Annotated in this window: 24 protein-coding genes, 1 tRNA gene and 2 pseudogenes; 18 read left to right on the forward strand and 9 right to left on the reverse strand. The window is 62.2% G+C overall.

Going from position 1 to position 23,125, the window contains the following annotated elements; translation table 11 throughout:
- Positions 1-3 precede the first annotated feature (3 nt).
- From hemF to NHH73_06850, 3 genes are read right to left on the reverse strand one after another with little or no spacing between them, the layout of a single operon-like run.
- On the reverse strand, positions 4-918 hold the full coding sequence (gene hemF / locus NHH73_06840) for an oxygen-dependent coproporphyrinogen oxidase (protein USX27993.1): 915 nt from the start codon (positions 916-918) through the stop codon (positions 4-6).
- Positions 919-922: 4 nt separating this feature from the next.
- Positions 923-2,191 (reverse strand): phosphoribosylamine--glycine ligase, encoded by a 1,269-nt coding sequence (purD, locus tag NHH73_06845; protein ID USX27994.1) that lies wholly within the window; start codon positions 2,189-2,191, stop codon positions 923-925.
- 6 nt (positions 2,192-2,197) lie between these two features.
- A complete protein-coding gene (locus tag NHH73_06850) occupies positions 2,198-2,923 on the reverse strand; it encodes a YebC/PmpR family DNA-binding transcriptional regulator (GenBank protein USX27995.1) in 726 nt (241 codons plus the stop codon).
- A 140-nt stretch (positions 2,924-3,063) separates the two neighbouring features.
- Between NHH73_06850 and NHH73_06855 the strand changes: the two genes are divergently transcribed.
- From NHH73_06855 to NHH73_06870, 4 genes are read left to right on the forward strand one after another with little or no spacing between them, the layout of a single operon-like run.
- The gene (locus tag NHH73_06855) at positions 3,064-3,978 is read left to right on the forward strand and encodes a DMT family transporter (protein ID USX27996.1); all 915 of its coding nucleotides are present in this window, start codon (positions 3,064-3,066) and stop codon (positions 3,976-3,978) included.
- Positions 3,979-4,009: 31 nt separating this feature from the next.
- On the forward strand, positions 4,010-4,396 hold the full coding sequence (locus NHH73_06860) for a methylglyoxal synthase (GenBank protein USX27997.1): 387 nt from the start codon (positions 4,010-4,012) through the stop codon (positions 4,394-4,396).
- A gap of 39 nt (positions 4,397-4,435) precedes the next feature.
- Positions 4,436-5,410, forward strand: a complete 975-nt coding sequence (locus NHH73_06865; GenBank protein ID USX27998.1) for a quinone oxidoreductase — start codon at positions 4,436-4,438, stop codon at positions 5,408-5,410.
- The gene (locus NHH73_06870) at positions 5,407-5,904 is read left to right on the forward strand and encodes a DUF6328 family protein (GenBank protein USX27999.1); all 498 of its coding nucleotides are present in this window, start codon (positions 5,407-5,409) and stop codon (positions 5,902-5,904) included. The genes NHH73_06865 and NHH73_06870 overlap by 4 nt, the downstream gene beginning before the upstream one ends.
- A gap of 13 nt (positions 5,905-5,917) precedes the next feature.
- On the opposite strand, the gene NHH73_06875 is transcribed toward NHH73_06870, so the two are convergent.
- Positions 5,918-8,695 (reverse strand): response regulator, encoded by a 2,778-nt coding sequence (locus NHH73_06875; GenBank protein USX28000.1) that lies wholly within the window; start codon positions 8,693-8,695, stop codon positions 5,918-5,920.
- Positions 8,696-8,930: 235 nt separating this feature from the next.
- Between NHH73_06875 and NHH73_06880 the strand changes: the two genes are divergently transcribed.
- Positions 8,931-9,110, forward strand: a complete 180-nt coding sequence (locus NHH73_06880) for a CsbD family protein (GenBank protein USX28001.1) — start codon at positions 8,931-8,933, stop codon at positions 9,108-9,110.
- A 110-nt stretch (positions 9,111-9,220) separates the two neighbouring features.
- Here NHH73_06880 and NHH73_06885 read toward each other — a convergent pair whose 3' ends face one another.
- Positions 9,221-9,913 carry a DUF4136 domain-containing protein gene (locus NHH73_06885; protein ID USX28002.1) on the reverse strand — a complete coding sequence of 231 codons (693 nt, stop codon included), beginning with the start codon at positions 9,911-9,913 and terminating at the stop codon, positions 9,221-9,223.
- Between the two features lie 230 nt (positions 9,914-10,143).
- Here NHH73_06885 and pepN point away from each other — a divergent pair, with 230 nt between their 5' ends.
- From pepN to NHH73_06905, 4 genes and pseudogenes are all read left to right on the forward strand, one after another.
- Positions 10,144-12,813, forward strand: a complete 2,670-nt coding sequence (gene pepN, locus NHH73_06890) for an aminopeptidase N (GenBank protein USX28003.1) — start codon at positions 10,144-10,146, stop codon at positions 12,811-12,813.
- Between the two features lie 37 nt (positions 12,814-12,850).
- Positions 12,851-13,852: a class 1 fructose-bisphosphatase gene (locus NHH73_06895; protein USX28004.1), complete on the forward strand. Its 1,002-nt coding sequence runs from the start codon at positions 12,851-12,853 to the stop codon at positions 13,850-13,852.
- Between the two features lie 118 nt (positions 13,853-13,970).
- A tRNA-Thr gene (locus NHH73_06900) sits at positions 13,971-14,046 on the forward strand.
- A gap of 356 nt (positions 14,047-14,402) precedes the next feature.
- A pseudogene (locus NHH73_06905) lies at positions 14,403-14,549 on the forward strand (integrase).
- A gap of 140 nt (positions 14,550-14,689) precedes the next feature.
- Here the strand turns inward: NHH73_06905 and NHH73_06910 are convergent.
- The gene (locus NHH73_06910; GenBank protein ID USX28005.1) at positions 14,690-14,989 is read right to left on the reverse strand and encodes a Txe/YoeB family addiction module toxin; all 300 of its coding nucleotides are present in this window, start codon (positions 14,987-14,989) and stop codon (positions 14,690-14,692) included.
- Positions 14,952-15,239 carry a type II toxin-antitoxin system prevent-host-death family antitoxin gene (locus NHH73_06915; GenBank protein USX28006.1) on the reverse strand — a complete coding sequence of 96 codons (288 nt, stop codon included), beginning with the start codon at positions 15,237-15,239 and terminating at the stop codon, positions 14,952-14,954. The genes NHH73_06910 and NHH73_06915 overlap by 38 nt, the downstream gene beginning before the upstream one ends.
- Before the next feature lie 550 nt (positions 15,240-15,789).
- Between NHH73_06915 and NHH73_06920 the strand changes: the two genes are divergently transcribed.
- The 3 genes from NHH73_06920 (at position 15,790) to NHH73_06930 (ending at position 17,337) form a co-directional block, all read left to right on the forward strand.
- On the forward strand, positions 15,790-16,122 hold the full coding sequence (locus NHH73_06920) for a hypothetical protein (GenBank protein ID USX28007.1): 333 nt from the start codon (positions 15,790-15,792) through the stop codon (positions 16,120-16,122).
- 3 nt (positions 16,123-16,125) lie between these two features.
- Positions 16,126-16,518 carry a VOC family protein gene (locus NHH73_06925; GenBank protein USX28008.1) on the forward strand — a complete coding sequence of 131 codons (393 nt, stop codon included), beginning with the start codon at positions 16,126-16,128 and terminating at the stop codon, positions 16,516-16,518.
- A gap of 129 nt (positions 16,519-16,647) precedes the next feature.
- Entirely contained in the window at positions 16,648-17,337 is a 690-nt protein-coding gene (locus tag NHH73_06930) for a hypothetical protein (protein USX28009.1), read from the forward strand.
- 100 nt (positions 17,338-17,437) lie between these two features.
- Here NHH73_06930 and NHH73_06935 read toward each other — a convergent pair whose 3' ends face one another.
- Together NHH73_06935 and NHH73_06940 are read right to left on the reverse strand one after the other, a co-directional pair.
- Positions 17,438-17,626, reverse strand: a complete 189-nt coding sequence (locus tag NHH73_06935) for a hypothetical protein (protein ID USX28010.1) — start codon at positions 17,624-17,626, stop codon at positions 17,438-17,440.
- 88 nt (positions 17,627-17,714) lie between these two features.
- Complete coding sequence (locus NHH73_06940; GenBank protein ID USX28011.1) at positions 17,715-18,125, reverse strand: response regulator; 411 nt, start codon at positions 18,123-18,125, stop codon at positions 17,715-17,717.
- A 249-nt stretch (positions 18,126-18,374) separates the two neighbouring features.
- On the opposite strand from NHH73_06940, the gene msrA reads away from it, so the two are divergent.
- The 6 genes and pseudogenes from msrA to NHH73_06970 all read left to right on the forward strand — a co-directional run bounded on the left by msrA (position 18,375) and on the right by NHH73_06970 (position 23,010).
- On the forward strand, positions 18,375-18,878 hold the full coding sequence (gene msrA / locus NHH73_06945) for a peptide-methionine (S)-S-oxide reductase MsrA (GenBank protein USX28012.1): 504 nt from the start codon (positions 18,375-18,377) through the stop codon (positions 18,876-18,878).
- A gap of 137 nt (positions 18,879-19,015) precedes the next feature.
- The gene (locus NHH73_06950; GenBank protein ID USX28013.1) at positions 19,016-19,411 is read left to right on the forward strand and encodes a DUF1842 domain-containing protein; all 396 of its coding nucleotides are present in this window, start codon (positions 19,016-19,018) and stop codon (positions 19,409-19,411) included.
- Between the two features lie 459 nt (positions 19,412-19,870).
- Positions 19,871-19,975 (forward strand): annotated as a pseudogene (locus NHH73_06955) (carbohydrate-binding protein).
- 213 nt (positions 19,976-20,188) lie between these two features.
- A complete protein-coding gene (locus NHH73_06960) occupies positions 20,189-21,424 on the forward strand; it encodes a glycoside hydrolase family 18 protein (protein USX29576.1) in 1,236 nt (411 codons plus the stop codon).
- Between the two features lie 3 nt (positions 21,425-21,427).
- The gene (locus NHH73_06965) at positions 21,428-22,444 is read left to right on the forward strand and encodes a cupin-like domain-containing protein (protein USX28014.1); all 1,017 of its coding nucleotides are present in this window, start codon (positions 21,428-21,430) and stop codon (positions 22,442-22,444) included.
- Positions 22,445-22,524: 80 nt separating this feature from the next.
- Entirely contained in the window at positions 22,525-23,010 is a 486-nt protein-coding gene (locus NHH73_06970) for a GNAT family N-acetyltransferase (GenBank protein USX28015.1), read from the forward strand.
- The last annotated feature ends 115 nt before the right edge of the window (positions 23,011-23,125 follow it).

A 23,125-nucleotide genomic window follows, 5' to 3' on the forward strand; every position in this document is an offset into this window, starting at 1 on the left:
TTGTCACGCGGCCAGCCAGTCGCGGTGCGGCAGGAAGTCGGTGTACAGCGCCGCTTCCGGCGTGCCGTCCTCGGGTTCCCAGCGATAGCGCCATTTGACGATCGGCGGCATCGACATCAGGATCGCCTCGGTGCGGCCGCCCGACTGCAGGCCGAACAGGGTACCACGGTCGAAGACGAGATTGAATTCGACGTAGCGGCCGCGCCGGTAAGCCTGGAAATCGCGTTCGCGCTCGCCGTACGGCGTGTCCTTGCGGCGTTCCAGGATCGGCAGGTAGGCCGTCAGGAACGAATTGCCGACGCTTTGCATCAGCGCGAAGCTCTGGTCGAAGCCTTCTTCGTTCACATCGTCGAAGAAGATCCCACCGACGCCGCGCGCCTCCTTGCGGTGCTTCAGGTAGAAATACTCGTCGCACCACTTCTTGTAGCGCGCGTGCAGGTCGTCGCCGAACGGCGCCAGCGCGTCGTGGCAGCTCTGGTGGAAGTGTTTAACGTCTTCCTTGTCGCCGTAGTAGGGCGTCAGGTCCATGCCGCCGCCGAACCACCATGCCGGCTCGCCGTTGATGGTGGTCGTGGTGAAGAAGCGCACGTTCATGTGCACCGTCGGCGCGTAGGGATTGCGCGGATGGATCACCAGTGACACGCCCATCGCTTCCCACGGGTTGCCGCCCAAATCCGGACGCATCGCCGACGCCGACGGCGGCAGCTTGGCGCCCATCACGTGCGAGAAGTTGACGCCACCGCGTTCGATGACGTTGCCTTCTTCGACCAGGCGCGAAATCCCGCCGCCGCCTTCCGGACGTTCCCACTCGTCGCGCAGGAAGGCCTTGCCATCGAGCGCTTCGAGCGCGTCGATGATGCGGGCCTGCAGATCGAGCAGGAAAGCCTTGACGGCCGCTGGATTCGGGGCGGACAACATCTTGTTAGTGCTTCAGACCGCGCCAGCCGATATCGCGGCGGCACTGCATGCCTTCGAAGGAGATCTGGTCGACCACTTCGTAGGCCTGCTTCTGCGCCAGCTTGACGCTGTCGGCCAGGCCGACCACGCACAGCACGCGGCCACCGGTCACTTGCAGCTGGCCGCCCACTTCGGCGGTGCCGGCGTGGAAGGTCACCGATTCCGGCGTTTCGGCCGGGATGCCTTCGATCACGGCGCCCTTGAGCGGCGCGTCCGGGTAGCCGGCGGCTGCCAGCACCACGCCAACGGCGGTGCGGCGGTCCCATTCCAGTTCGACCGTGTCGAGCGTGCCATTGACGGCGTGTTCCATCACCGTCACCAGGTCGGTCTTCAGGCGTGACATGATCGGCTGGGTTTCCGGGTCGCCCATGCGGCAGTTGAATTCCAGCGTGCGCGGATTGCCGGCGGCGTCGATCATCAGGCCGGCGTACAGGAAGCCGGTGAAGACGATGCCGTCCTTCGCCATGCCGGCGATGGTCGGGTTGATAATCTCGCGCATCACGCGGGCGTGCATCGCCGGCGTGACGATCGGCGCCGGCGAGTAGGCGCCCATGCCGCCGGTGTTCGGGCCTTCGTCGTTGTCCTTGAGGCGCTTGTGATCCTGGCTGGTGGCCAGCGGCAGCACGTTTTTGCCGTCGCACATGACGATGAAGCTCGCTTCTTCGCCGGCCAGGAATTCCTCGATGACGATGCGGGCGCCGGCGTCGCCGAAGCGGTTATCGGCCAGCATGTCGTCGACCGCCTGATGCGCTTCTTCCAGCGACATCGCCACCACCACGCCTTTGCCGGCGGCCAGGCCGTCGGCCTTGATGACGATCGGCGCGCCGTTGGCGTCGATGTAGGCGTGCGCTTGCGCCACGTCCGAGAAGGTCTGGTATTTGGCGGTCGGGATGCCGTGGCGCTGCATGAACGCCTTGGCGAAGTCCTTCGACGACTCCAGCTGCGCCGCTTCCCTGGTTGGGCCGAACACCTTCAGGCCACGGGCGCGGAACAGGTTGACGATGCCGCCGGCCAGCGGGGTTTCCGGGCCGACCACGGTCAGGCCGATGTGCTCCTGCTCGACGAAGGTCGCCAGTTCGTGCAGATCGGTGATGTTGACGTTGACCAGGCGCGAATCGCGCGCGGTGCCGCCGTTGCCGGGGGCGACGTAGACCATCTGGATGCGTTCCGATTGCGCCAATTTCCATGCCAGCGCGTGTTCACGGCCGCCGGAGCCGACTACCAATATTTTCATAAATCCTCAGTCTTCGATCAGCGTGTTGGAATAGACTTCCTGGACATCGTCCAGCGCTTCCAACGCGTCCAGCAGTTTTTGCATCTTGACGGCGTTGTCGCCGGTGATGACGGTTTCGGTGGCCGGCTTCATGATGATCTCGGCCACTTCGGCCTTGAAACCGGCCGCTTCCAGCGCATCCTTGACGGTCGCGAAGTCGTGCGGGCCGCACAGCACTTCGAAGCCGCCTTCTTCGTCGGCCACCACGTCTTCGGCGCCGGCTTCCAGCGCCACTTCCATCAGCGCGTCCTCGTTGGTGCCGGGCGCGAACAGGAACTGGCCGCAATGCTTGAACATGAACGCCACCGAACCCTCGTTGCCCATGTTGCCGCCGTTTTTGTTAAAGGCGTTGCGAACTTCGGCCACGGTGCGCACGCGGTTGTCGGTCATGCAGTCGACGATGATCGCCGCGCCGCCGATGCCATAGCCCTCGTAGCGCACTTCCTCGTAGGCCGCGCCGTCCTCGCCGCCGGTGCCGCGCGTGATCGCGCGTTGCACGTTATCCTTCGGCATATTGGCGTCGGCCGCCTTGTCCACCGCCAGGCGCAGGCGCGGGTTGGTCTGGATATCGCCGCCGCCCATGCGCGCGGCGACGGTGATTTCCTTGATCAGACGTGTCCAGATCTTGCCACGTTTGGCGTCGGTAGCGGCCTTTTTGTGCTTGATATTGGCCCATTTGCTGTGTCCAGCCATGTTCAGTCTTCCTTCGGCGCGGTTTTATTCGGGGTTGGCGATAGTCGTTGCTATGCGGTGAGGGCGGTATTTTAACATAAGGCAGGGCGCCGAAACCGCCGCCCTCTGCGGCCGGGGCCGTTTGGCCTTACAATCGAGGGATGGACAAAAGCATAACGAATGTGAGCCCGGCCCGTTCGGCCTATCTGGGCGGCCTGGGAATCGCCATCGGCGGCGCGGTGCTGTTCTCGACCAAGGCCATCGTCGCCAAGCTGCTCTACCGTTATGACCTCGACGCCGTCACCGTGCTGGCGTTCCGGATGATCTTTTCGCTGCCGGTGTTTGCCGCCGTCGCCGTCTGGAAGATGCGCACCGGGCCGGCGCTGTCGAAGGCGGACCGCTGGCGCCTGATCGGCCTGGGGCTGGTCGGCTACTATTTATCCAGTTTCCTCGATTTCCTCGGGCTGCAGTACATCACGGTCGGCCTGGAACGGCTGATTTTGTTCCTGACGCCGACCTTCGTGCTGCTGATCAGCTCCACCCTGCTCAAGCAGCACATCAGCGGCAAGCAGTGGCTGGCGCTGCTGACCTCCTATTGCGGCATCGTGTTCGTGTTCCTGCACGACCTGGGCAACGGCGGCGCCAACGTGGCGCTGGGCGCGACGCTGGTGACGGGATCGGCCGCCGCCTACGCCGTCTACCTGCTGCTGTCGGGGGAGATGGTCAAGCGGCTCGGGGCGCTGCGGTTGGTGTCGTACGCGATGTGCGTGTCGAGCGTGGCCTGCATCGCCCAGTTTTTCATCCTGCGGCCGGTGTCGGCGCTGGCGCAGCCGATGGGCGTGTACGGCCTGTCGCTGGTCAACGGCATCCTGTGCACGGTGATGCCGGTGTTTATGACGATGGCCGCCGTCGAGCGCATCGGCGCCGGCGCCGCCTCGCAGGCGGGCATGATCGGTCCCGTGTCAACCTTGTTTCTGGGGGCGCTGCTGTTGGGCGAACCCGTCACGTCCTGGCAACTGGCCGGCACCGCGCTGGTGATCGCCGGGATTTATCTGCTGTCCAAGAGTAAAAAATAAAACTGGATAAACCATATACATGGATAACGTTATGAAAACCCGCATCGCCCTGATTGCCCACGACAAGAAAAAAGACGACATGATCCTGCTGGCGGGCCAATACCGCGCTTTCCTGTCGACCTGCGACCTGGTTGCCACCGGCACCACGGGCGGGCGTTTGATCAGCGAGCTGGGGCTGGAGGTGGACCGCAAGCATTCCGGGCCGTTCGGCGGGGATTTGCAGATTGGGTCGATGCTGGTGCAGGGCGAGATCGATTGCGTGATCTTCCTGCGCGATCCGATGACGCCGCAGCCGCACGAGCCGGACATCAACGCGCTGGTGCGGGCGTGCGACGTGCACAACACGCCGTGCGCGACGAACGTGTCGTCGGCGCACCTGGTGCTGTCGCAGCTGCAGTTGCGCGCTACGGCCGCCTGAGGCGCGTTACACTGCGGCTCTTGAGTAACGGAGGCAATCATGACCAAGGCAATTCGTATCAACCGCGTGGGCGGTCCGGAAGTGATGGAACTGGTGGACGTGGACCTGCCGCCACCCGGCCCCGGCGAGGCGCAAGTGCGCCACAGCGCCATCGGCCTCAATTTCATTGACGTGTATTTCCGCACCGGCCTGTATCCGCAGCCGCTGCCGGGCGGGCTGGGCATGGAAGGCGCCGGCACCGTCGAGGCGGTGGGCGAGGGCGTGACCGAAGTGAAGGTCGGCGACCGCGTGGCCTATGCCGGGCGGCCGAATGGCGCCTACGCCGAGGCGCGCAACATGCCGGCGTCGCAACTGCTGGTGCTGCCGGAGAAAATCGGCTTCGACACCGCCGCCGCCATGATGCTGCAAGGCTTGACGGTGCAGTATCTGCTGCACCGCACCGTGCACCTGAAGGCGGGCGACACGGTCCTGTTCCACGCCGCCGCCGGCGGTGTCGGCCTGATCGCCTGCCAGTGGGCCAAGGTGCTGGGCGTGACCTTGATCGGCACCGTCGGTTCGGACGAGAAGGCGGCGTTGGCGACCGAGAACGGCGCCGACCACGTGATCAACTACAACCGCGAGAACTTCACCGAGCGGGTACGCGAGATCACCGGCGGCAAGGGCGTGTGCGCGGTGTACGATTCGATCGGCAAGGACACCTTCATCGGATCGCTGGACTGCCTGGCGCCGCTCGGCACCATGGTCAGCTTCGGCAACGCGTCCGGACCGGTGCCGCCGTTCGCGCTGAGCGAACTGGCCAACCGTGGCTCGCTGTTTGTCACGCGGCCTTCGCTGGGCGCCTACATGGCCACGCGCGAGGACCTGGAGGCGGCGGCCAAGTCGCTGTTCGGCGTCGTCAACAGCGGCGCGGTCAAGATCGACGTGCGCCAGCGTTATAACCTCGCCGACGTCGCCCAGGCGCACATCGATCTCGAAGCGCGCAAGACCACCGGCTCGACGATCATACTGCCATGAGCGGCAGCATTTTCGAGGAGGACAAGGTCAGGGGCAAGCAGCTGCGCGACGAGGAAGAGGAGGACGACGGCGACTTCTCCGACATGCTCAGTGAAATGCGCATCCTGCTGCCGGGCGCGCAGATGTTGTCGGCCTTCCTGATCATCCTGCCGTTCAACGCCGGTTTCGCGCATATCGACCATACGGAAAAGCTGCTGTTCCTGGCGACGTTTTTCCTGGCATTGACGAGTCTGGTGCTGCTGAGCGCGCCGGCGATCCAGCACCGCTTGATGCGGCCGTTGAAAGACCGGGCGCGCTTCAAGCGGGTGGCAACCAAGCAGATCGTGGCCGGCTCGTTCGCGCTGGCGATCGCGCTGGTGCTGGGCACCGACCTGGTGATCTCGGAGGTGTTCGGGTCCACCGTCGGCATGGCCACGGCCGGCATCATGGCGGCGTTGATCGCCGTCGCGTGGTGGCTGATGCCGATGTATTTGAAGCGGCATTCCGGCGTTTAAAGCGCGTTGAACTTCAGCCCAGCGCGTTTTCCAGCTGCGCGAAATTAAACGGCTTCAGCAAAAACTTGGCCGACGCGTCCGACAATCCGGCATTGTCCTTGTCATGCCCGCTGACGAACACGATATCAAGCCCGGGCTGCCCGGCGCGCGCCTGCGCCGCCAGGTCGATGCCGGACATTCGCGGCAGGCTGATGTCGGTCAGCAGCACCTCGATATCCCCGCGCGCCATGCGCTGCAGGGCTTCCTCGGCCGAGCCCACCGCGTCGACCAGGTGCCCCAGCGACTCCAGCAACTCGGCCGTCAGCATGCGCGCGTCCTCGTTGTCCTCGACCAGCAAAATACTGCGGCGGCGGCCGCCGCCCGGTTGTGCCGGCGCCGCCTTCATGCTCGACCTTTCCCTGTGCAGCGCTTCGACGTGCTGGCGGTTGGCGAACATGAACCTGATCTTGCGCGCCAAATCCTCGCGCCGGTAAGGCTTGCTCAGCAACTCGACCCCGGCGTCGAGCCGGCCGCCATGCACGATGGCGTTTTGCGTGTACCCGGAGGTGAACAGGATCTCCAGCCCCGGCAGGATGGCCTTGGCCTTGCGCGCCAGGTCCGGACTGCGCAGCTCGCCCGGCATGACCACATCGGTGAACAGCAGATCGATCGGCAAGCCGCTGTCGATGATCGATAACGCGCTTTGGCCGTCGCTCGCCTTGAGCACGGTGTAGCCGAGGCCCTTGAGGATTTCCACCACCGTTTCCTGCACTTGCAGGTCGTCCTCGACCACCAGCACGGTTTCGTTGCCGCCAACCACAGGACCGTTGAGCGCGGCCGGCAAGCTATCGAGCTCCGCCATCGAACGCGGCAGATACAACTTGAACGTGGTGCCGTGGCCGACTTCGCTGTACACCTTGATGTGGCCCCCGCTTTGCTTGATGAAGCCGTAGGCCATGCTCAGCCCCAGGCCGGTGCCTTCGCCCTCGCGCTTGGTGGTGAAGAAGGGTTCGAAAATCTTGTCGGACAGATCGGACGGGATGCCGCAGCCGGTGTCGGAGACGGCCAGCATGACGTACTGGCCGGCGCACACCTCCGGATGGCCGGCGCAGTAGGCGGCATCCAGCTCGGTGTTGCGCAGCTCGATCGTCAGCTTGCCCTGGCCATCCATGGCGTCGCGGGCGTTGATCGCCAGGTTGAGCAGCACGTTTTCCAATTGGTTGGGGTCGATCAACGTGTGCCACAGGTTGTTGTCGACCGCCAGTTCGACGGCGACAGATTCGCCGATCGCCCGTTGCAGCAGGTCGTCCATCGCGCCCAGCAGCTCGCGCAGGTCGGCCACCACCGGTTTGAGCGGATGGCGGCGCGCGAACGACAGCAACTGCGAGGCCAGCCGCGCGCCGCGTTCGACCGCGGTCGTGGCCGTCGTCAGCCGCTTCATGGTGGCCTGGTCGGCGCCGGCCGACAGTTGCAACAGCTGCAAATTGCCCGAGATGATCTGCAGCACGTTGTTGAAGTCGTGGGCGACGCCGCCGGTCAGCTTGCCGATCGATTCGAGCTTCTCCGCCTGCAACAGCGCCGATTCGGTTTCCCGCAGCGCTACGGCGGCGCGTTTTTCGTCGGTGATGTCGCGCCCGACCGCGTGGATCAGGTCGATGTCCGGCACCGCCGTCCAGGAAATGTCGCGCCACGAACCGTCCGCGTGGCGGTAGCGGTTTTCAAAGCGCAGCGTGGTCAGTCCGCTGGCCAGCCGGCCCACTTCGCTCGAGGTGGCCGCCTGGTCGTCCGTATGCACCAGGGTCATGAAGTTGCGGCCGACGATGGCGGGCGCGTCGTAGCCCAGGATCGCGGTCCAGGCCGGATTGATGGAGATGATCTCGGCGTTGAAGTTGGCCACCAGCATCAGGTCGGTGGACAGGCGCCACATGCGGTCGCGGTCGGCGGCCTGCTGGTTGATGCGGCGCTCCAGCACCGAGACCGATTCGTGTTGCTTGCGGTAGGCGTCGCGCAGCGCCTCGGCGTCGAGCGCGCGGCCGGTGACGTCGGAGATGAGGCCGGTCAGGTGGTTGTCGTAGCCCGGTTGCAGATAGCGGCTGCCGCGCATGTGCACCCAGTGGATGCTGGTGTCGGGCCAGACGACGCGGAACTCCAGGTCCAGGCCGGCGGCGCCGGTTTGCGTCGATTGCACGGCGGTGGAGACGCTTTTGCGGTCGGCCGCGTGCACGCGCGAGAGCAGGTGCTCGAGGCGCCAGCCGGTGGTGCCGTCGTCGAGGCCGAAGCATTGCTCGAAGGCGGCGTTGAAGCTGATGCAGCCCGAGCGTACGTCCAGGTCCCACTCGCCGTAGCGCGCCACTTCCAGCGCGAAGCGCAGTTTGGTGGCGAGCTTGCGTTCGCGCTCGTCCGCGTCGCGTTGCCTGGTGATGTCGCGCGAGATCGACAGCAGGCCTTGCAGCGAGCCGTCGCTGCCGAGCAGCGGGCTGACGACCACGTCCCACCATTTGAGCGTGCCTTTGGCGGTGGGGCAGAGCGCCTGGAACTGACCGATACTGCCTGCACGGGCCGTGGCCATCGCCAGGTCAACGTGTTCGCGCGCCGCCTCGGGCCACAGGCTGGGCCACATGGCGCCGCACACGGCGCCAAAATCGTCGATCTCCATCACGCATTGCCCGTTGACGTTCATCGCCATCAGGCTGCCATCGATACCGAGTATCTTGACGCAGTCGGGGCTGTTTTCGAAGATCGACAGGTGGGCCTGCTGGCGCAGCGCGTCGGCGCTCGCCGCTATCAATGCGGTGTGATCGTGTGTTTCCATAAAGCTCCAAAGACCCGGGACGGATTTCGCGGTAAAAAGTTGTGCGGTCTCGCGGGGTCTGGGCTAGTGGCACGTCCGCAGTGTACATCAGCGAACTCGACGGTTCGCGTCTCGTTGAGCAAAAAAAATCGAGGATGCAAGTTAAGTACGCAAGCGTACAGATGAGTTAGCTCAGCTTGGCTATTCTGTCTCTCAAGCCAAGCCATTCCGGTTTGCACCAAACAGGAGCAACATCATGAACAAAGACCAAATCGAAGGTAAGCTGAAAAACATCGGCGGCAAGATTCAGGAAGAAGTCGGCGATCTGATCGACTCGCCAGAGCAAGAAGCCAAAGGCCTGGCTAACCAAGCCGAAGGTAAAGTACAAGAGAAAGTCGGCGACCTGAAAGAAGCCGCCAAAATCGCCACCAAGTAATTTAGGTCGCAATTGAAAAAAGCCCCTGGGTGCTTCGGCACACAGGGGCTTTTTGGTTGTGGAGCAAAGTTGAAACCCGGTTGCAATCACCGGGCCCGCTGGCGCCGGTGTCAGCGGGCCGGCGCGGCCTGCCCGGCCACCGCCGCCGGCGCTTCCACCGTCTGGGTGCTTGGATCGATCTTGAGGTCGACCCGGCGCGGTACGCCGCTCTGGCCGGGGAAGCCGGTGAACGCGCTTTGCACCAAGGCCGGCATCACATACGGCGTGGCCTGGATCAGGCTGGTATTTTGCACCGTCACGTCATACAGCTTGCGGCCGGTCGTGGTGTTGATGGTCACGCGCAGCTGGCGCTGGTACTGGTGCTTGATGCGCTCTTCCACGCGCATCGTGTGGAAACGGAACGGATCATAAAAATACGGGCGATAGCCGTAGCCCCAGCGCGAATAACCCCAGCCGTAACGGCCGTAGCCCGGCCCCCAGTACGATCCCATGAACGGATCATCCGCTTCCAGCACGCGCACCGGATGGTCGATGGTCACGTATTTCATGCCCACCAGTAATTTTGGCTGCTGGCCCTCGGCGGCTTGGCGGAAGCCCAGCTTGCCCAACTCATTGCTCACGAGAACTTGGTAGCTGCGGTATTCCAGCGTGTCGTCGGCCCCCTGCGGCGCTTCGAAGGCATAGGTTTTGTCCGGCAGGTCGGCCGGCCAATCGTTGAAGGCGGTGACATTGCTGCGGATGGTGGTGGCGCAGCCGCTCAACAGCATGACGGCGGCAGTCGCCAGGATGGCGAGATATTTCATGGTGGTGCCCTCTCAGGTAAGACGGTATTTTCCAGTACTAAGTTTACGACGCGCGCCGGGACCGTGCACGATTATTACAGATTGTTACGGCGGCGTGGAAACAAGCAACTTATTCATGGCAACTTATTGCGCCAACCTGGCCCCGGCCATGTCCGTCGCAGGCAATTCACACGTCCGCAGGCGCTGGTATTGGTAAAATAGGCTTTTGCCTACGTCCACCCAGAGCCCCCATGCGCACAGATAGCAGCCCCACGACGATATATCGCAAAGATTACACCCCTCCAGCGTTCCTGGTCGATACGGTTGAACTGGGCTTCGATCTCGATCCCGACCGCACCGTGGTGGCCAACCGCATCACGATGCGGCACAACCCGGCGAGCCAGAGTCAGGACATCGTGTTGCACGGCGAGGAGATCGAACTGGTGCAGCTGCGCATGAACGGTAAAGCGCTGGCGCCGACCGAATACAAGCTCGACGGCTCGACCTTGACGATCCGGAAGGCCCCGGCAGATGTGGTGCTGGAGATTGAAACGTTGTGCGCGCCGGTGCAAAACACCACGTTGTCCGGGTTGTACGTATCGAACGGCAACTTCTTCACGCAATGCGAGGCCGAAGGCTTCCGCCGCATCACCTATTTCCCCGACCGTCCGGACGTGATGGCCAAGTACACCGTCATGCTGCGCGCCGACAAGGCCGCCTACCCGGTGCTGCTGTCGAACGGCAACCTGATCGAAGAGGGCGACCTCGACGACGGGCGCCACTACGCCAAATGGGAAGACCCGTTCAAAAAGCCGTCCTACCTGTTCGCGCTGGTCGCCGCGCGCCTGGTGTGCCAGGAGGAGAAGTACACGCTCAACTCCGGACGCGAGGTGCTGCTCCAGGTGTGGGTGGAGGACGGCAACCTCGACAAGACCGACTACGCCATGCAGTCGCTGAAAAACTCGATCCGCTGGGACGAGGAGCGCTTCGGCCTGGAGCTGGACCTGGACCGCTTCATGATCGTCGCCGTCGGCGACTTCAACATGGGCGCGATGGAGAACAAGGGCCTCAACATCTTCAACACCAAGTTCGTGCTGGCCAATCCGCGCGTGGCGACCGACGTCGATTACGCCGGCATCGAGGCGGTGGTGGGCCATGAGTACTTCCACAACTGGACCGGCAACCGCGTCACGTGCCGCGACTGGTTCCAGCTGTCGCTGAAGGAAGGCCTGACGGTGTTCCGCGACCAGGAGTTCAGCGCCGACATGATCGGCACCGACAGCGGCCGCGCCGTCACCCGCATCGACCAGGTGCGCACCCTGCGCCAGGCGCAGTTCCCCGAGGACGCCGGCCCGATGGCGCACCCGGTGCGTCCCGACTCCTTCGTCGAGATCAACAACTTCTACACGGTGACCGTGTACGAAAAGGGCGCCGAAGTGGTGCGCATGTATCAAACCCTGTTGGGCCGCGAAGGCTTCCGCAAGGGCATGGACCTGTACTTCGAACGTCACGACGGGCAGGCGGTGACCTGCGACGACTTCCGCGCCGCCATGGCCGATTCGAGCGGCCGCGATCTGCGCCAGTTCGAGCGCTGGTACAGCCAGGCCGGCACGCCGGTGGTCACCGCGCGCACGCGCTACGACGCCGTCAAGCGCAACTTCGACATCATCCTCAGCCAGCGCAGCACCGCATCGGCGGGCCAGCCGGACAAGCTGCCGTTCCACATTCCGGTGGCGGTCGGCCTGCTGTCGGCAAGCGGCAAGGACCTGCCTTTAACCCTGGAAGGCGGCAAGCACGCCAAGGGCGCCACCACGGTAGTCCTGGAGTTGACCGAACAAGAGCAGATTTTCCGCTTCCGCAATGTCGACGAACGTCCGACGCCGTCGATCCTGCGCGACTTCTCGGCGCCGGTGGTGCTGGAATACGACTACACCGACGCCGAACTGCTCCACCTGTTCAGCCATGACAGCGACCCGGTCAACCGCTGGGAAGCGGGCCAGCGGCTGGCCATGGCGCGCCTGCTCAAGCTGACCGCGCAAGTGGCGGCCGCCGGCGGCAGCGACGCCGGCCTGAAACTGGACGCCACCTTCATCACCGCCCAGCGCACCTTGCTGACCGACGACACGCTCGACCCGGCCTTCCGCGAGCTGGCCTTGATCCTGCCGTCGGAAACCATCATCGCCGAGCAGATGGACGTGGTCGACCCGCAAGCGATCCACACCGCGCGCCAGTTCATGCGCCGTACCATCGGTGCCGCGCTCAAGACCGAGCTGCTGTCGCAGTACCACGCCAATCAGACGCCGGGCGAATACAGCCCGGACGCCTTGTCGGCCGGCAAGCGGGCGTTGAAGAACCTGTGCCTGTCGTACCTGATGGTGGCGCCGGACATGGCGGAGCTCAAGCTCGCGCAGCAGCAGTTCGAAAAGGCCGGCAACATGACCGACCGCTCCGCCGCGCTGGTGGCGATGATCCACAGCGGCGCCGAAGCCGGCCCGTATCTGAAGAACTTCTACGAAGACTTCGAAAACGAAGCGCTGGTCATCGACAAATGGTTCGCCATGCAGGCGTCGGCGCCGACCACCAACCTCGCCGGCGTGCGCAAGTTGATGCAGCACCCGGCCTTCACGTTGAAGAACCCGAACCGCGCGCGCAGCTTGATCTTCAACTTCACCAGCGGCAATCCGTCGCAGTTCCACGCCGCCGACGGCAGCGCCTACGAATTCTGGGCCGAGCACGTGATCAAGCTCGATGCCATCAATCCGCAGGTCGCCGCGCGGCTGGCACGCGGCATGGACCGCTGGCGCCGATACGCCCCGGCGCTTCAGGCCAAGATGAAGCGCGCGCTGGAAAAGGTCGCGGCCCGCGCCAAGCTCTCGAACGACGTGCTTGAAGTGGTGACCAAGGCACTCGCGAACCAATAACGATTTAAACGATTTATATTTCACCACAAGGGAAACCATGAAACGCATCAGCCTCACTCAATACCTGGTCGAAGAACAGCGCCAGAACAACACGATCCCGGCCGAACTGCGTCTGCTGATCGAAGTGGTCGCGCGCGCGTGCAAGACCATCAGCCACGCCGTGGGCAAGGGCGCGCTGGGCGAAGTGCTCGGCACCGCCGACACCGAAAACGTCCAGGGCGAAGTGCAGAAAAAACTCGACATCATCTCCAACGAGATCCTGCTCGAAGCGAATGAATGGGGCGGCCACCTGGCGGCGATGGCGTCGGAAGAGATGGAAACCATCCACCCGATCCCGAACCGCTATCCGAAGGGCGAGTACATGCTGACGTTCGATCCGCTGGACGGCTCGTCGAACATCGACGTCAACGTCTCGATCGGCACCATCTTCTCGGTGCTGAAGGCGCCGGAAGGCATGGGCGAACCGACCGAGGAAGCGTTCATGCAGGCAGGCACCAAGCAGGTCGCCGCCGGCTACGCCGTGTACGGCCCTCAGACCATGCTGGTGCTCACCACCGGCAATGGCGTCAACTGCTTCACGCTGGACCGCGAAATGGGTTCGTGGGTGCTGACACAGCGCGATATGAAGATCCCGGCCAAGACCAAGGAATTCGCCATCAACATGTCGAACGCGCGCCACTGGCACGCGCCGGTCAAGCGTTACGTCGACGAGCTGCTGGAAGGTGAGAACGGCCCGCGCGGCACCAACTTCAACATGCGCTGGGTGGCCTCGATGGTCGCCGACGTGCACCGCATCCTGAACCGCGGCGGCATCTTCATGTACCCGGCCGATACGCGCGACACGTCGATGCCGGGCAAGCTGCGTTTGATGTACGAGGCGAATCCGATGGCCTTCATCGTCGAGCAGGCGGGCGGCTCGGCCACCGACGGCACCCAGCGCATCATGGAGATCCAGCCGCACAAGCTGCACCAGCGCGTGCCGGTGTTCCTGGGATCGCGCGACGAGGTGGCGGTGGTGACGGGCTACCATCAGGGCTGATTGGGCGGTTTCTAGCCTGTTTGACGCACAAAGCAATGACATTTTTGCAGCGTGGCTAAAATTTATTGGTTTTAGGGCTAGCGTGCAGTAAGAAATATTTGTTAGAATGTGCGACTTCGCCGCTTTAGCTCAGTTGGTAGAGCAGTTCATTCGTAATGAAAAGGTCGCCAGTTCGATTCCGGCAAGCGGCACCAGAACTCAGCAGTAAAAAGTGTCAAGAAGTCTCGAAACCCGCCTCTCTCATAGGGAGCGCGGGTTTTTTGTTGTCTCGTGGTTTAGCGAGGTGTAGCATGAAATCCAGAACCGGTGAGGGACAAATTGGCGCTTGTCCCTCACGAAAAATGTTGGTCCCTCAATCGGCGCCGCACTCGGAATGGCATTGCGCCATGACACTCACCGACCTTTTTATCCGGAAACTCAAGCATTCCGGCAAGCCCAGTGGCGACAAATACAGCGACGGCCGCGCGCTGTACCTGTCGGTCGCGCAGAACACCTCTCGCACTGGCGCTCGTGTGGCTGGCGAAGATGGACGCCAGCCGCAGCACCGCCATTGCGCGCCGCAGAGTGGCGCGAATTCGACCTCGATGGCGCCGCGTGGCGCATCCCTGCCGCCAAGATTAAAATGCGCACGGAGCACATGGTGCCGCTGTCCACGCAGGCGCTGGAGATCCTGCGCCAGCTGCGCCGTATAACGGGAGTTTACCAAACCTATCGGAGCGACAACCATTCTGACACCGGGGGCTATATGGCAGGCGACCTGGACCAGCCTGCCAAACCCGGTCGTGCCATTGCGCCGGGACAGAAAAATGGCGCAGGTTTTACGCTGCGCCATTGTGCTTAACTGTAGTGGAAGCGACAGGCGACGATGTGAAGCGTGCCTTCCAGCATCGTGTACACCAGACGGTGCTCACGATCAATCCGCCGAGACCAAAGTCCCGTCAAAGTGCCCTTAAGTGGCTCCGGCTTGCCGATGCCTTTGAAGGGATCAGATTTGCAGGCATCAATCAGTTGATTGACCTTCTCGGCCAACAGCGGATCGGTTTTCTGCCAATGCTGATAGTCTTCCCATCCATTGTCCGTAAATGATACTGCGGACTGTTTAGCTTGTTCTTTGTTGCTTGCCTTCTTGTTTTTCATGCCGGATCAGCTCCCGTTTTCGGGCCGTGCCAGCTTTCAGCTGCTCTATAGACTCCAGCAGCCGGTTGGCGTTTTTCGGTGAACCGAGAAGATACAGCGTTTCCTCGATGCTATTGAAATCGGCCAGCGACAGCATCACCACGGCATCACCGCTTTGACGGGTGATGATGGTAGGGCTGTGGTCGGTGCAAACGTCGTCCATCACAGCTTTGAGCCCGGCGCGTGCCTCGCTAAAAGTTAAGATGTTCATTTGATCTTTGCCTTTCTCGACCGGGGTTCGCGACCAGCGACGGCCTCCCTAGTTTGTCGCTCCCCTAAGGGGGAATTGTAGGTGTCCTCCAGCTTCTTGCTGGGAAGGTGGCACTAAAGATAATGCTAACGATAAATAAGACGGCGATTTCGCTGGTTACTCATTTCTCACCGCTTAGAAAACATTGTACGCATATCTGTACATCTGGTCAACATGGTACGGATTTTTGTACAACAGTGTCCTGAGGCACTGGCAGCGGCCAGTAGGCGATAGTCACCGTTATGGCCATTGCCAGAGCAATACAGTCGCTGGCCCGGCGCCTTGCCGCTGGGCCAGGCGCAAGTACTGGAACGCCGACAGGTAATCGATGTGCCTGCCGGTGCCTTCGATGTGATCGAACACCGCACCTACACTGTGGCGTGCTGCTGCGGTCAGCGGCACGACAGCGCGTTTCCTCTTGAGGTAACAGAGACGGTGTCGCACGGGGACTGCATCACGCGCCGGTGCTCTGCGCCGATGAATCGGGCATGCGCGTGGACGGCAACCTGCATTGGATGCACGTGGCGGCCACCGCTCGCTGACCTGGTATGGAATGCACGAAATGCGCGGCGTGGTCGCCATCTATGACCGCATGAGCGCGGTGCATGTGCGGATGGACGACGAAAAGCTGAAGATCAGCAACCCGGGTGGCCTGATGGACGGAGTGACGCTGGCGAACTTGAGGGGCGCCGAGGGCGTCGCCGGTGGCAAGGGCTCGCGCGGAGGCGGCGATCAAAGAGTCCATGGCGAGAGCATACACGCGCCGCGATTGATTTCGCCGAATCGATGGCGTTACACTAGCTGCGGCGCATCGCCACTCGACTTCAATAGACTAAAGGCCTAGAAAATGTTCAGTCATGTGATGATCGGTTCGAATGATATCGAACGTTCCAAACGGTTTTACGACGCCGTGCTTGGCGTCCTGGGCGCGGGTGAGCCGTTCCGCAATACCGCAGCTACCGGCCATGAGCGGCTTTTTTATCGACACGATGGAAATACCTTCGTCATTACCCAGCCGATCAATGGCGAGCAGGCGAGTTGCGCGAATGGCGGCACGATTGGTTTCAAATGCAACTCTCCTGAGCAGGTGCGGGAATTTCACGACGTGGCCGTCGCGCATGGCGGCAAGTCGTGCGAGGAGCCGCCGGGCCTGCGTGACGGCAGCTTGGGGGCGATGCATCTGGCTTATGTTCGCGATCCGGACGGGAACAAGCTGTGTGCGCTGTATCGCGTTAAGTAGCTGGACCTACCCACCACAGCCTCGATTTGATGCTTCCGTGCTGCCAAACCTCTAGCGTTAAGTGCGCTCCCAAGCGCCTAAATAATGTAAGATCATTTTGATAACTTACTTCACTAGGGAGAATACCGGATGAAACGCAATGCCATCATAGGCGCCATGATCGTGGCCGCAGCACTCGCGGCTTGCAAAAAGCATGAGAAGGTCGAGGAGGCGCCGGTTGTCGCCGCGCCCGTGCCTGTCACCGCGCCCGACCCCGCCGACGCAGGCAAGGTTCCGGCGGCCGAGCAGACCGACGAACAGCGCGAGGCAGCCAAGAAGCAGGCGCTGCTGGCCTACGGCGTGATGGAGGATAAATACATCAACGATCCGCGCGCGCAGTGGGCGACGGAAGCCAAGGCCAGCTCGGTCTTCGGCGACCAGGACGGCAAGACGCCGTCCGATTCGAATCTGGCCAAGAACGCGGTCGGTCCGAGCGATGGCAATACGTGGACCAATAACCATATCGATCAGGGTTTCGATTGGCTGGAGACCACGTTCGCGACGCCGGTCAACGCGACCGAGGTGCGCTTCGTGCTGCCGAGCGGGCAGGGCGTGGAGGCGGTTAACAAGGTGGAGTTGCAGGACACCGACGGCAAGTGGAATACCGTGTGGGAAGGCGTGAGCGATGTGAAGAAAGACGATCGCGGCAACCGTACTTGGTTCGTGAAGACTTTCAGCAAGACCGCGTACAAGGCCAAGGCGGTGAAGGTGACTTACGCGAACAACCTGCAGCATGACTATAAGGTCATCGATGCGGTGCAATTGGTGGGTGATAAGTAATCGTGTGATCGGTGGGCCGCTGGCGGCGCATGCATGGCGGATTACGCTTCGCTAATCCGCCCTACGTGGTTTAGATTGGCTCGTCGGCCGTCGGTCTTCGTTATAGATTGTCGGCGGCGCGGCGCTTGTCGGGCTCGTTGAGCACGCGGGCGATGACCGGGAGCGGGACGCCGGCGTCCTCCAGGAATATGGCGGCGGCTTCACGGCCGTCGGTCTCAAGCATGGCGATGCCGGCGTGCACGGCGATGGCCTTGGCGCGGTCGGGTCGGGAACGTCGTTCTATCATCATATGGCCTCCTGTCGTTAAGAAGACAGTATCACAAAAGCAATGGCCTTGCGCGCACCCACCGCACGCCGGCACATGCCTGCGGCGGCCGTTACGCGCTCTTGCGGGCGAAGCTGGCGCGCATGTCGCACGCGGTGCCGATGGCGCGCAGGATTTCTTCCATGCCGGCCGGTTTGGTGATGTGCTGGTCGAAGCCGGCATCGTGCGTGCGCTGGCGCGTGCCCTTGTCGCCCCAGGCGGTGAAGGCGACCAGCGCGAGGTTGCTGAATTCCGGCTGCGCGCGCAAGGCGGCGGCGACCTGGAAGCCGTCCATGACCGGCATGCCCAGGTCTAGCAGGATGACGTCGGGCGCGAAATCCTTTGCGCTCTGCAATCCCTCGGCGCCGCTGTAGGCGACGGCGGTGTGGTAGCCGTACAGGTCGAGCAACTCTGCCGCGACGTCGGCCGCCTGGCTGTTGTCGTCGATAATGAGTATGCGTTTGGTGGAAGTGGACTGGTCCATGATATCGATCGAAAAAGTGGGCAACTGGAGCGTTGCGTCTTTCGGCTGGGGCCAGGCCGGGTTTGGTTGCGCGTGCGTTGAATCTGGGCACGGCGGGGAGGAAGAGAATTGCTTTCCTGAACCAGATTATAGGGCTAAACCAGTATCTGAAGGCAAGGTATTTAACATTTCTGTGCGTATATGCGGCTCTATTTCTTGAATAATTGCATAGTCGTCACCACTTGAGTTCAGATCCAATATCGAAAAGGAATGATGATGACGATTGAGAAAGCCATTCTGGCCGGCGGTTGTTTTTGGGGCATGCAGGATTTGATCCGTAAAATGCCGGGCGTCGAAACCACGCGCGTCGGTTATAGCGGCGGCGACGTGCCCAATGCAACGTATCGCAATCACGGCACGCATGCCGAGGCGATCGAGATTCATTTCGATCCATCGGTGATCAGCTACCGAAAAATCCTGGAATTCTTTTTCCAGATTCACGATCCGAGCACCGCTAATCGCCAGGGCAACGATGTGGGTATGAGTTATCGTTCGGCTATTTTCTATGTCGACGACCAACAAAAAGCGACGGCCGAGGACACCATCGCCGATGTGAACGCGTCCGGCTTGTGGCCTGGCAAAGTGGTGACCGAGCTGGCGCCGGCAGGTCCATTCTGGGAGGCGGAACCCGAGCACCAGGATTACCTGGAGCGTATTCCCAACGGCTACACCTGCCACTACGTCCGTCCGGACTGGCGGCTGCCGAAGCGCTGATACTGCCTGTAGTTGTTTTTTGATTGGTAAAACTACTTTAAAAACAGCTACTTGGGAATCGGAAGGTATACGGAAGGTGGTATTCCCGGTTGGTCGCTACAGTGCATCCATGCATTGCGTCCACCGGAGAGTACATCATGAGTCAACTATTTACCGCCGTTTATGAAGTCAACAGCCCCGTCGATGGCGGTCCGACCTTGCGGTTGAATCTTGTCGTCGACGGGCGCAACGATAGCGTCGTCGGCCACGTTCAGCTGGATGATTTTTCCGGCGCCAGCAAGGCGATCTCGGTGCGCGGCCATCACGTCGAAATCGACGGCGAACAGCCCATGCAGGCCATCGTGCTTGCCGGTACGCCGACGATCTTTCCATGCAAGGACGAAGACCCGAGCGCTTTTCAATTGCTGATGGTATTGCCGACGGCCTGGAAAGATGGCCAGGTTTGCTACAAAATGAGTTTCGGTAAACACTCGCCACGGGTTCTGGAAATCCACGACGGTATTGCGCGCGCCGTGATGCAAGTCGCGAATTAATCCGGTTATATTCACACCCGCTTTAGTACCACTTTTTTATCCCGCCCAATTGGTACTCGCCGATAAACAAAGCGTTTATCCGCAGGTACTCTTTTGCCAGTTTCATGCCCAGATAAGGCATCTCGTCGACGTCGTTAGTGGGCGCTTACTATCTGTGTCGTGACTGCTATGGTTCATTTCTCCGGAGACTGTTTTCCTTGCGCAATTGGTATTAGAGTGGATGCAATTATTAAAACCACTTGACTACCAATTCTTTCGGTTCCATCCTGAAAAAACAAGAAAAGCATAGATCACCCACCCGAAGGAGAGATGATGGAACATGCAGTGAAGGGGAATGCGGCCGTGATGGGCCTGATCGCCGGCATGCTGGCGGCGTGCGGCGGGGGAAGCGACACCCCCGCTTCCGATACATCGAACAAGTTGCTGGCGGCGGTGCAAACCGCTGCGGCGGCCGCCGATAGTTGTCCGGCCTGGTCGTCCACGGCGATTTACACGGTCGATATGTGCGTGATCTACAACGGCGCCGTCTACAAGGCCAAGTGGTGGACGCAGAATAACGTCCCAGGCACGGAGCAGTGGGGACCTTGGGCTTTGCAAACCACCACGCCGACACCGACGCCCACTCCAACGCCGACGCCCACCCCGACACCCACTCCAACACCAACCCCGACGCCCACCCCAACACCTACTCCAACGCCCACGCCCACGCCAGTCCCTGGCGGCCGTGAAATCGGCTCCTACTTCGCGCAATGGGGCGTCTACGGCCGCAGTTACGAAGTGGCCGACATCCACACCACCAAAACGCCGGTCAACGGTGTGCAGACCAGCGTCGCCGACCAGCTCACGTTCATCAACTACGCCTTCGCCAATACCTATGCCAAGAACGGCGGCTATGAATGCGACATGGTGACCAAGGCCGAAACCGGCGGATCGAATCCCGGTTCGCCGGACGCCGGCACCGGCGGCGATGCCTACGCCGATTATCAGCGCTCGCCGGCGCGCACCGTCAACGGTCAGGCCGTGCCGTGGGATGCGCCGTTGAGCGGCAACTTCCTGCAACTGAAGCTGCTCAAGGCCGCGCACCCGAACCTGAAGATCTTCATTTCGCTGGGCGGCTGGAGCTGGTCGAAGAACTTCTCGGCGGCCGCCAAGACCGACGCGCTGCGCAAGCAGCTGGCCAAGTCCTGCGTGAAGATGTTCATCGCAGGCGACCTGCCGGTCCAGGATGGACGCGGCGGCGCGGGCGCGGCCAAAGGTGTGTTCGATGGTATCGACATCGACTGGGAATACCCGGGCGGTGGCGGCCAGACCTACAACACCGTCGACACGGTCAACGACAAGCGCAACTTCACCTTGCTGATGGCCGAATTCCGCGCGCAGCTCGACGCGCAGGGCGCCATCGACGGCAAGCGCTATGCGCTGACGGCGGCCATCGGCGCGGGCGGCGAGAAAATCGCCCAGACCGAACCGGCGCTGTACGGCCAGTACATGGACTGGGTCAACCTGATGACCTATGACTTCCACGGCGGATGGGAATCGACCACCAACTTCCACGCGCCGCTGTACCACGATCCGGCCGATCCATCGACCGGCAATCTGGCCAAGTACAACAGCCACGATTCGATCACCGCGCTGGTGGCGGCAGGCATGCCGCGCAATAAGATCCTGCTCGGCGTGCCGTTCTACGGACGCGGATGGAAAGGCGTGGCGGCTGGACCGAACGGCAACGGCCTGTATCAAAGCACCGGCGGCGCGGCGGCCGGCGCCTACGAGGCGGGGATCGACGACTACAAGGTGTTGATTAACAAAACCGGGTCGCGCTGGTATCATCCGGTGACAAAGCAGCTGTACCTCTACACCGGCAGCGGTGAGTGGTGGAGCTACGACGACCCCACCGTAATCGCGACCAAGATGCAGTACGTGCGCGATCAAAACCTGCGCGGCGCCTTCTCCTGGGAGTTGGACGGCGACGCCAACGGCGCCCTCACCAACGCCGTCTGGATAGGAAGATAAGCGATGACGCGCCATGCAACCGTTGCACCCGTAGCTGTCAACGACGCATGGCGCACCTGGATCGCCGAGAACCTGATGCTGGGCGGCCGGCCGGAAGGCCTGGTCGGTATTCTGATCCAGTCCGGCGTCAGCGAGCACGAGGCGCTGGCGGAGGTCGACGCTGCGCTGCGCAGCCCTTACGTCAAGGGTGCGTCGCGCTTGCACAATCGGCTGGCGAAGCGCGACTGGGTGCTGGGCATCCAGTCGCGATTGAACCGTCTGGCGCCGACCGGGGTGCCGCGCCGCGCGCGCCTGTCCGGCGATGCCTTCCTCGAAGAGCACTACCGCAGCAACCGGCCGGTGATCATCACCGGCATGCTGGACGACTGCGTCGCCTGCACCAAATGGACGTTCGATTATTTGAGCGGGCATCTGGGCGAGCGCGAGGTGGAGGTGCAGTTCGGCCGCGACGCCGATCCGAATTACGAATTGAACAGCCAGGCGCACAAACGCCGCATGCCTTTTGGCGAATACGTGGAACTGGTGCGCGCCAGTGGCCGCAGCAACGATTTCTACATGACCGCCAATAACGACGAGAGAAACCGCGAGGCGCTGCGGGAGCTGATGGCCGACCTGCCGCCGCTGGCCGAGTATCTGAACGACGAGCGGCGCGGCTTTTTCTGGTTCGGGCCGGCCGGCACGCTCACGCCGTTTCACCACGACCTGACCAACAATTTCATGATCCAAATCGCTGGCCGCAAGCGCGTGCGCTTGATCGCGCCGTGCGATATTCCCCATCTGTATAACCAGCGGCACTGCTTTACGCCGGTCGACGGGCGCGCCATCGATCTCCAGCGCTTTCCCATGATGGCGAACGTGCCGGTGATCGACTGCGTGCTGGCGCCGGGAGAGATCCTGTTCCTGCCGGTCGGCTGGTGGCATTTCGTCGAGGCGCTCGATGTCACCATCACCATCTCAACCACCCATTTCAGGTGGGACAACGACTTCTATTCGGACTACCCCGCCAACCGCGATTTTTGATCCGCAGCTGGCGCGCGGATTGCGCCGCCCGCGGAAAACCGATATCGTTGAGCCATCCGCCAACGCCTGTCGACTTACCGATGATCAGACCCGCCACACCGGACGATGCCAGCGCCATCGTCGAGATCTACAACCACTACGTCGCCACCACGGTGATCAGTTTTGAAGAGCGCCCTGTCACGCCGGACGAAATGGCCGGCCGCATCCGCGACGTGATGGCAACCTTGCCCTGGCTGGTGTACGAATCCGAGGGCACCGTGCTCGGTTATGCGTATGCGACCAAATTGCGCGTGCGCAGCGCCTACCGCTATTCGGCGGAGACCAGCGTGTACGTCGCGCCGGGGCAGGGCGGCAAGGGCATCGGCTCGGCGCTGTACACAACCCTGCTGGAGGAACTGCGCGCGCGCGAAATCCACATGGCCATCGGTGGCATCGCGCAGCCCAATCCGGCCAGCGTGGCCTTGCACGAGCGCCTGGGCTTCGAAAAAGTCGCCCACTTCAAGCAGGTGGGCCGCAAGTTCGACCGCTGGATCGACATGGGCTACTGGGAGCTGCAACTCGGTTGACGGGACTTGGGCCTCGCCCTTGGAGTTGACTGCGCCGTTGACCCGTTATTGGGGCGCATCGTGCGTCGGGGCCGCCGAAAAGTTGATATGATGTGGCTTTGTTAACACCGGGTTC

It is taken from the genome of Oxalobacteraceae bacterium OTU3CINTB1 (assembly GCA_024123955.1).
Taxonomy (GTDB): Bacteria; Pseudomonadota; Gammaproteobacteria; order Burkholderiales; family Burkholderiaceae_D; genus Rugamonas.

What these genes read in the sequence shown, in the direction of transcription:
- hemF (USX27993.1), bottom strand. Translation starts at nt 918, where the DNA reads ATGTTGTCCGCCCCGAATCCAGCGGCCGTCAAGGCTTTCCTGCTCGAT.
- purD (USX27994.1), bottom strand. Translation starts at nt 2,191, where the DNA reads ATGAAAATATTGGTAGTCGGCTCCGGCGGCCGTGAACACGCGCTGGCA.
- NHH73_06850 (USX27995.1), bottom strand. Translation starts at nt 2,923, where the DNA reads ATGGCTGGACACAGCAAATGGGCCAATATCAAGCACAAAAAGGCCGCT.
- NHH73_06855 (USX27996.1), top strand. Translation starts at nt 3,064, where the DNA reads ATGGACAAAAGCATAACGAATGTGAGCCCGGCCCGTTCGGCCTATCTG.
- NHH73_06860 (USX27997.1), top strand. Translation starts at nt 4,010, where the DNA reads ATGAAAACCCGCATCGCCCTGATTGCCCACGACAAGAAAAAAGACGAC.
- NHH73_06865 (USX27998.1), top strand. Translation starts at nt 4,436, where the DNA reads ATGACCAAGGCAATTCGTATCAACCGCGTGGGCGGTCCGGAAGTGATG.
- NHH73_06870 (USX27999.1), top strand. Translation starts at nt 5,407, where the DNA reads ATGAGCGGCAGCATTTTCGAGGAGGACAAGGTCAGGGGCAAGCAGCTG.
- NHH73_06875 (USX28000.1), bottom strand. Translation starts at nt 8,695, where the DNA reads ATGGAAACACACGATCACACCGCATTGATAGCGGCGAGCGCCGACGCG.
- NHH73_06880 (USX28001.1), top strand. Translation starts at nt 8,931, where the DNA reads ATGAACAAAGACCAAATCGAAGGTAAGCTGAAAAACATCGGCGGCAAG.
- NHH73_06885 (USX28002.1), bottom strand. Translation starts at nt 9,913, where the DNA reads ATGAAATATCTCGCCATCCTGGCGACTGCCGCCGTCATGCTGTTGAGC.
- pepN (USX28003.1), top strand. Translation starts at nt 10,144, where the DNA reads ATGCGCACAGATAGCAGCCCCACGACGATATATCGCAAAGATTACACC.
- NHH73_06895 (USX28004.1), top strand. Translation starts at nt 12,851, where the DNA reads ATGAAACGCATCAGCCTCACTCAATACCTGGTCGAAGAACAGCGCCAG.
- NHH73_06910 (USX28005.1), bottom strand. Translation starts at nt 14,989, where the DNA reads ATGAAAAACAAGAAGGCAAGCAACAAAGAACAAGCTAAACAGTCCGCA.
- NHH73_06915 (USX28006.1), bottom strand. Translation starts at nt 15,239, where the DNA reads ATGAACATCTTAACTTTTAGCGAGGCACGCGCCGGGCTCAAAGCTGTG.
- NHH73_06925 (USX28008.1), top strand. Translation starts at nt 16,126, where the DNA reads ATGTTCAGTCATGTGATGATCGGTTCGAATGATATCGAACGTTCCAAA.
- NHH73_06930 (USX28009.1), top strand. Translation starts at nt 16,648, where the DNA reads ATGAAACGCAATGCCATCATAGGCGCCATGATCGTGGCCGCAGCACTC.
- NHH73_06935 (USX28010.1), bottom strand. Translation starts at nt 17,626, where the DNA reads ATGATGATAGAACGACGTTCCCGACCCGACCGCGCCAAGGCCATCGCC.
- NHH73_06940 (USX28011.1), bottom strand. Translation starts at nt 18,125, where the DNA reads ATGGACCAGTCCACTTCCACCAAACGCATACTCATTATCGACGACAAC.
- msrA (USX28012.1), top strand. Translation starts at nt 18,375, where the DNA reads ATGATGATGACGATTGAGAAAGCCATTCTGGCCGGCGGTTGTTTTTGG.
- NHH73_06950 (USX28013.1), top strand. Translation starts at nt 19,016, where the DNA reads ATGAGTCAACTATTTACCGCCGTTTATGAAGTCAACAGCCCCGTCGAT.
- NHH73_06965 (USX28014.1), top strand. Translation starts at nt 21,428, where the DNA reads ATGACGCGCCATGCAACCGTTGCACCCGTAGCTGTCAACGACGCATGG.
- NHH73_06970 (USX28015.1), top strand. Translation starts at nt 22,525, where the DNA reads ATGATCAGACCCGCCACACCGGACGATGCCAGCGCCATCGTCGAGATC.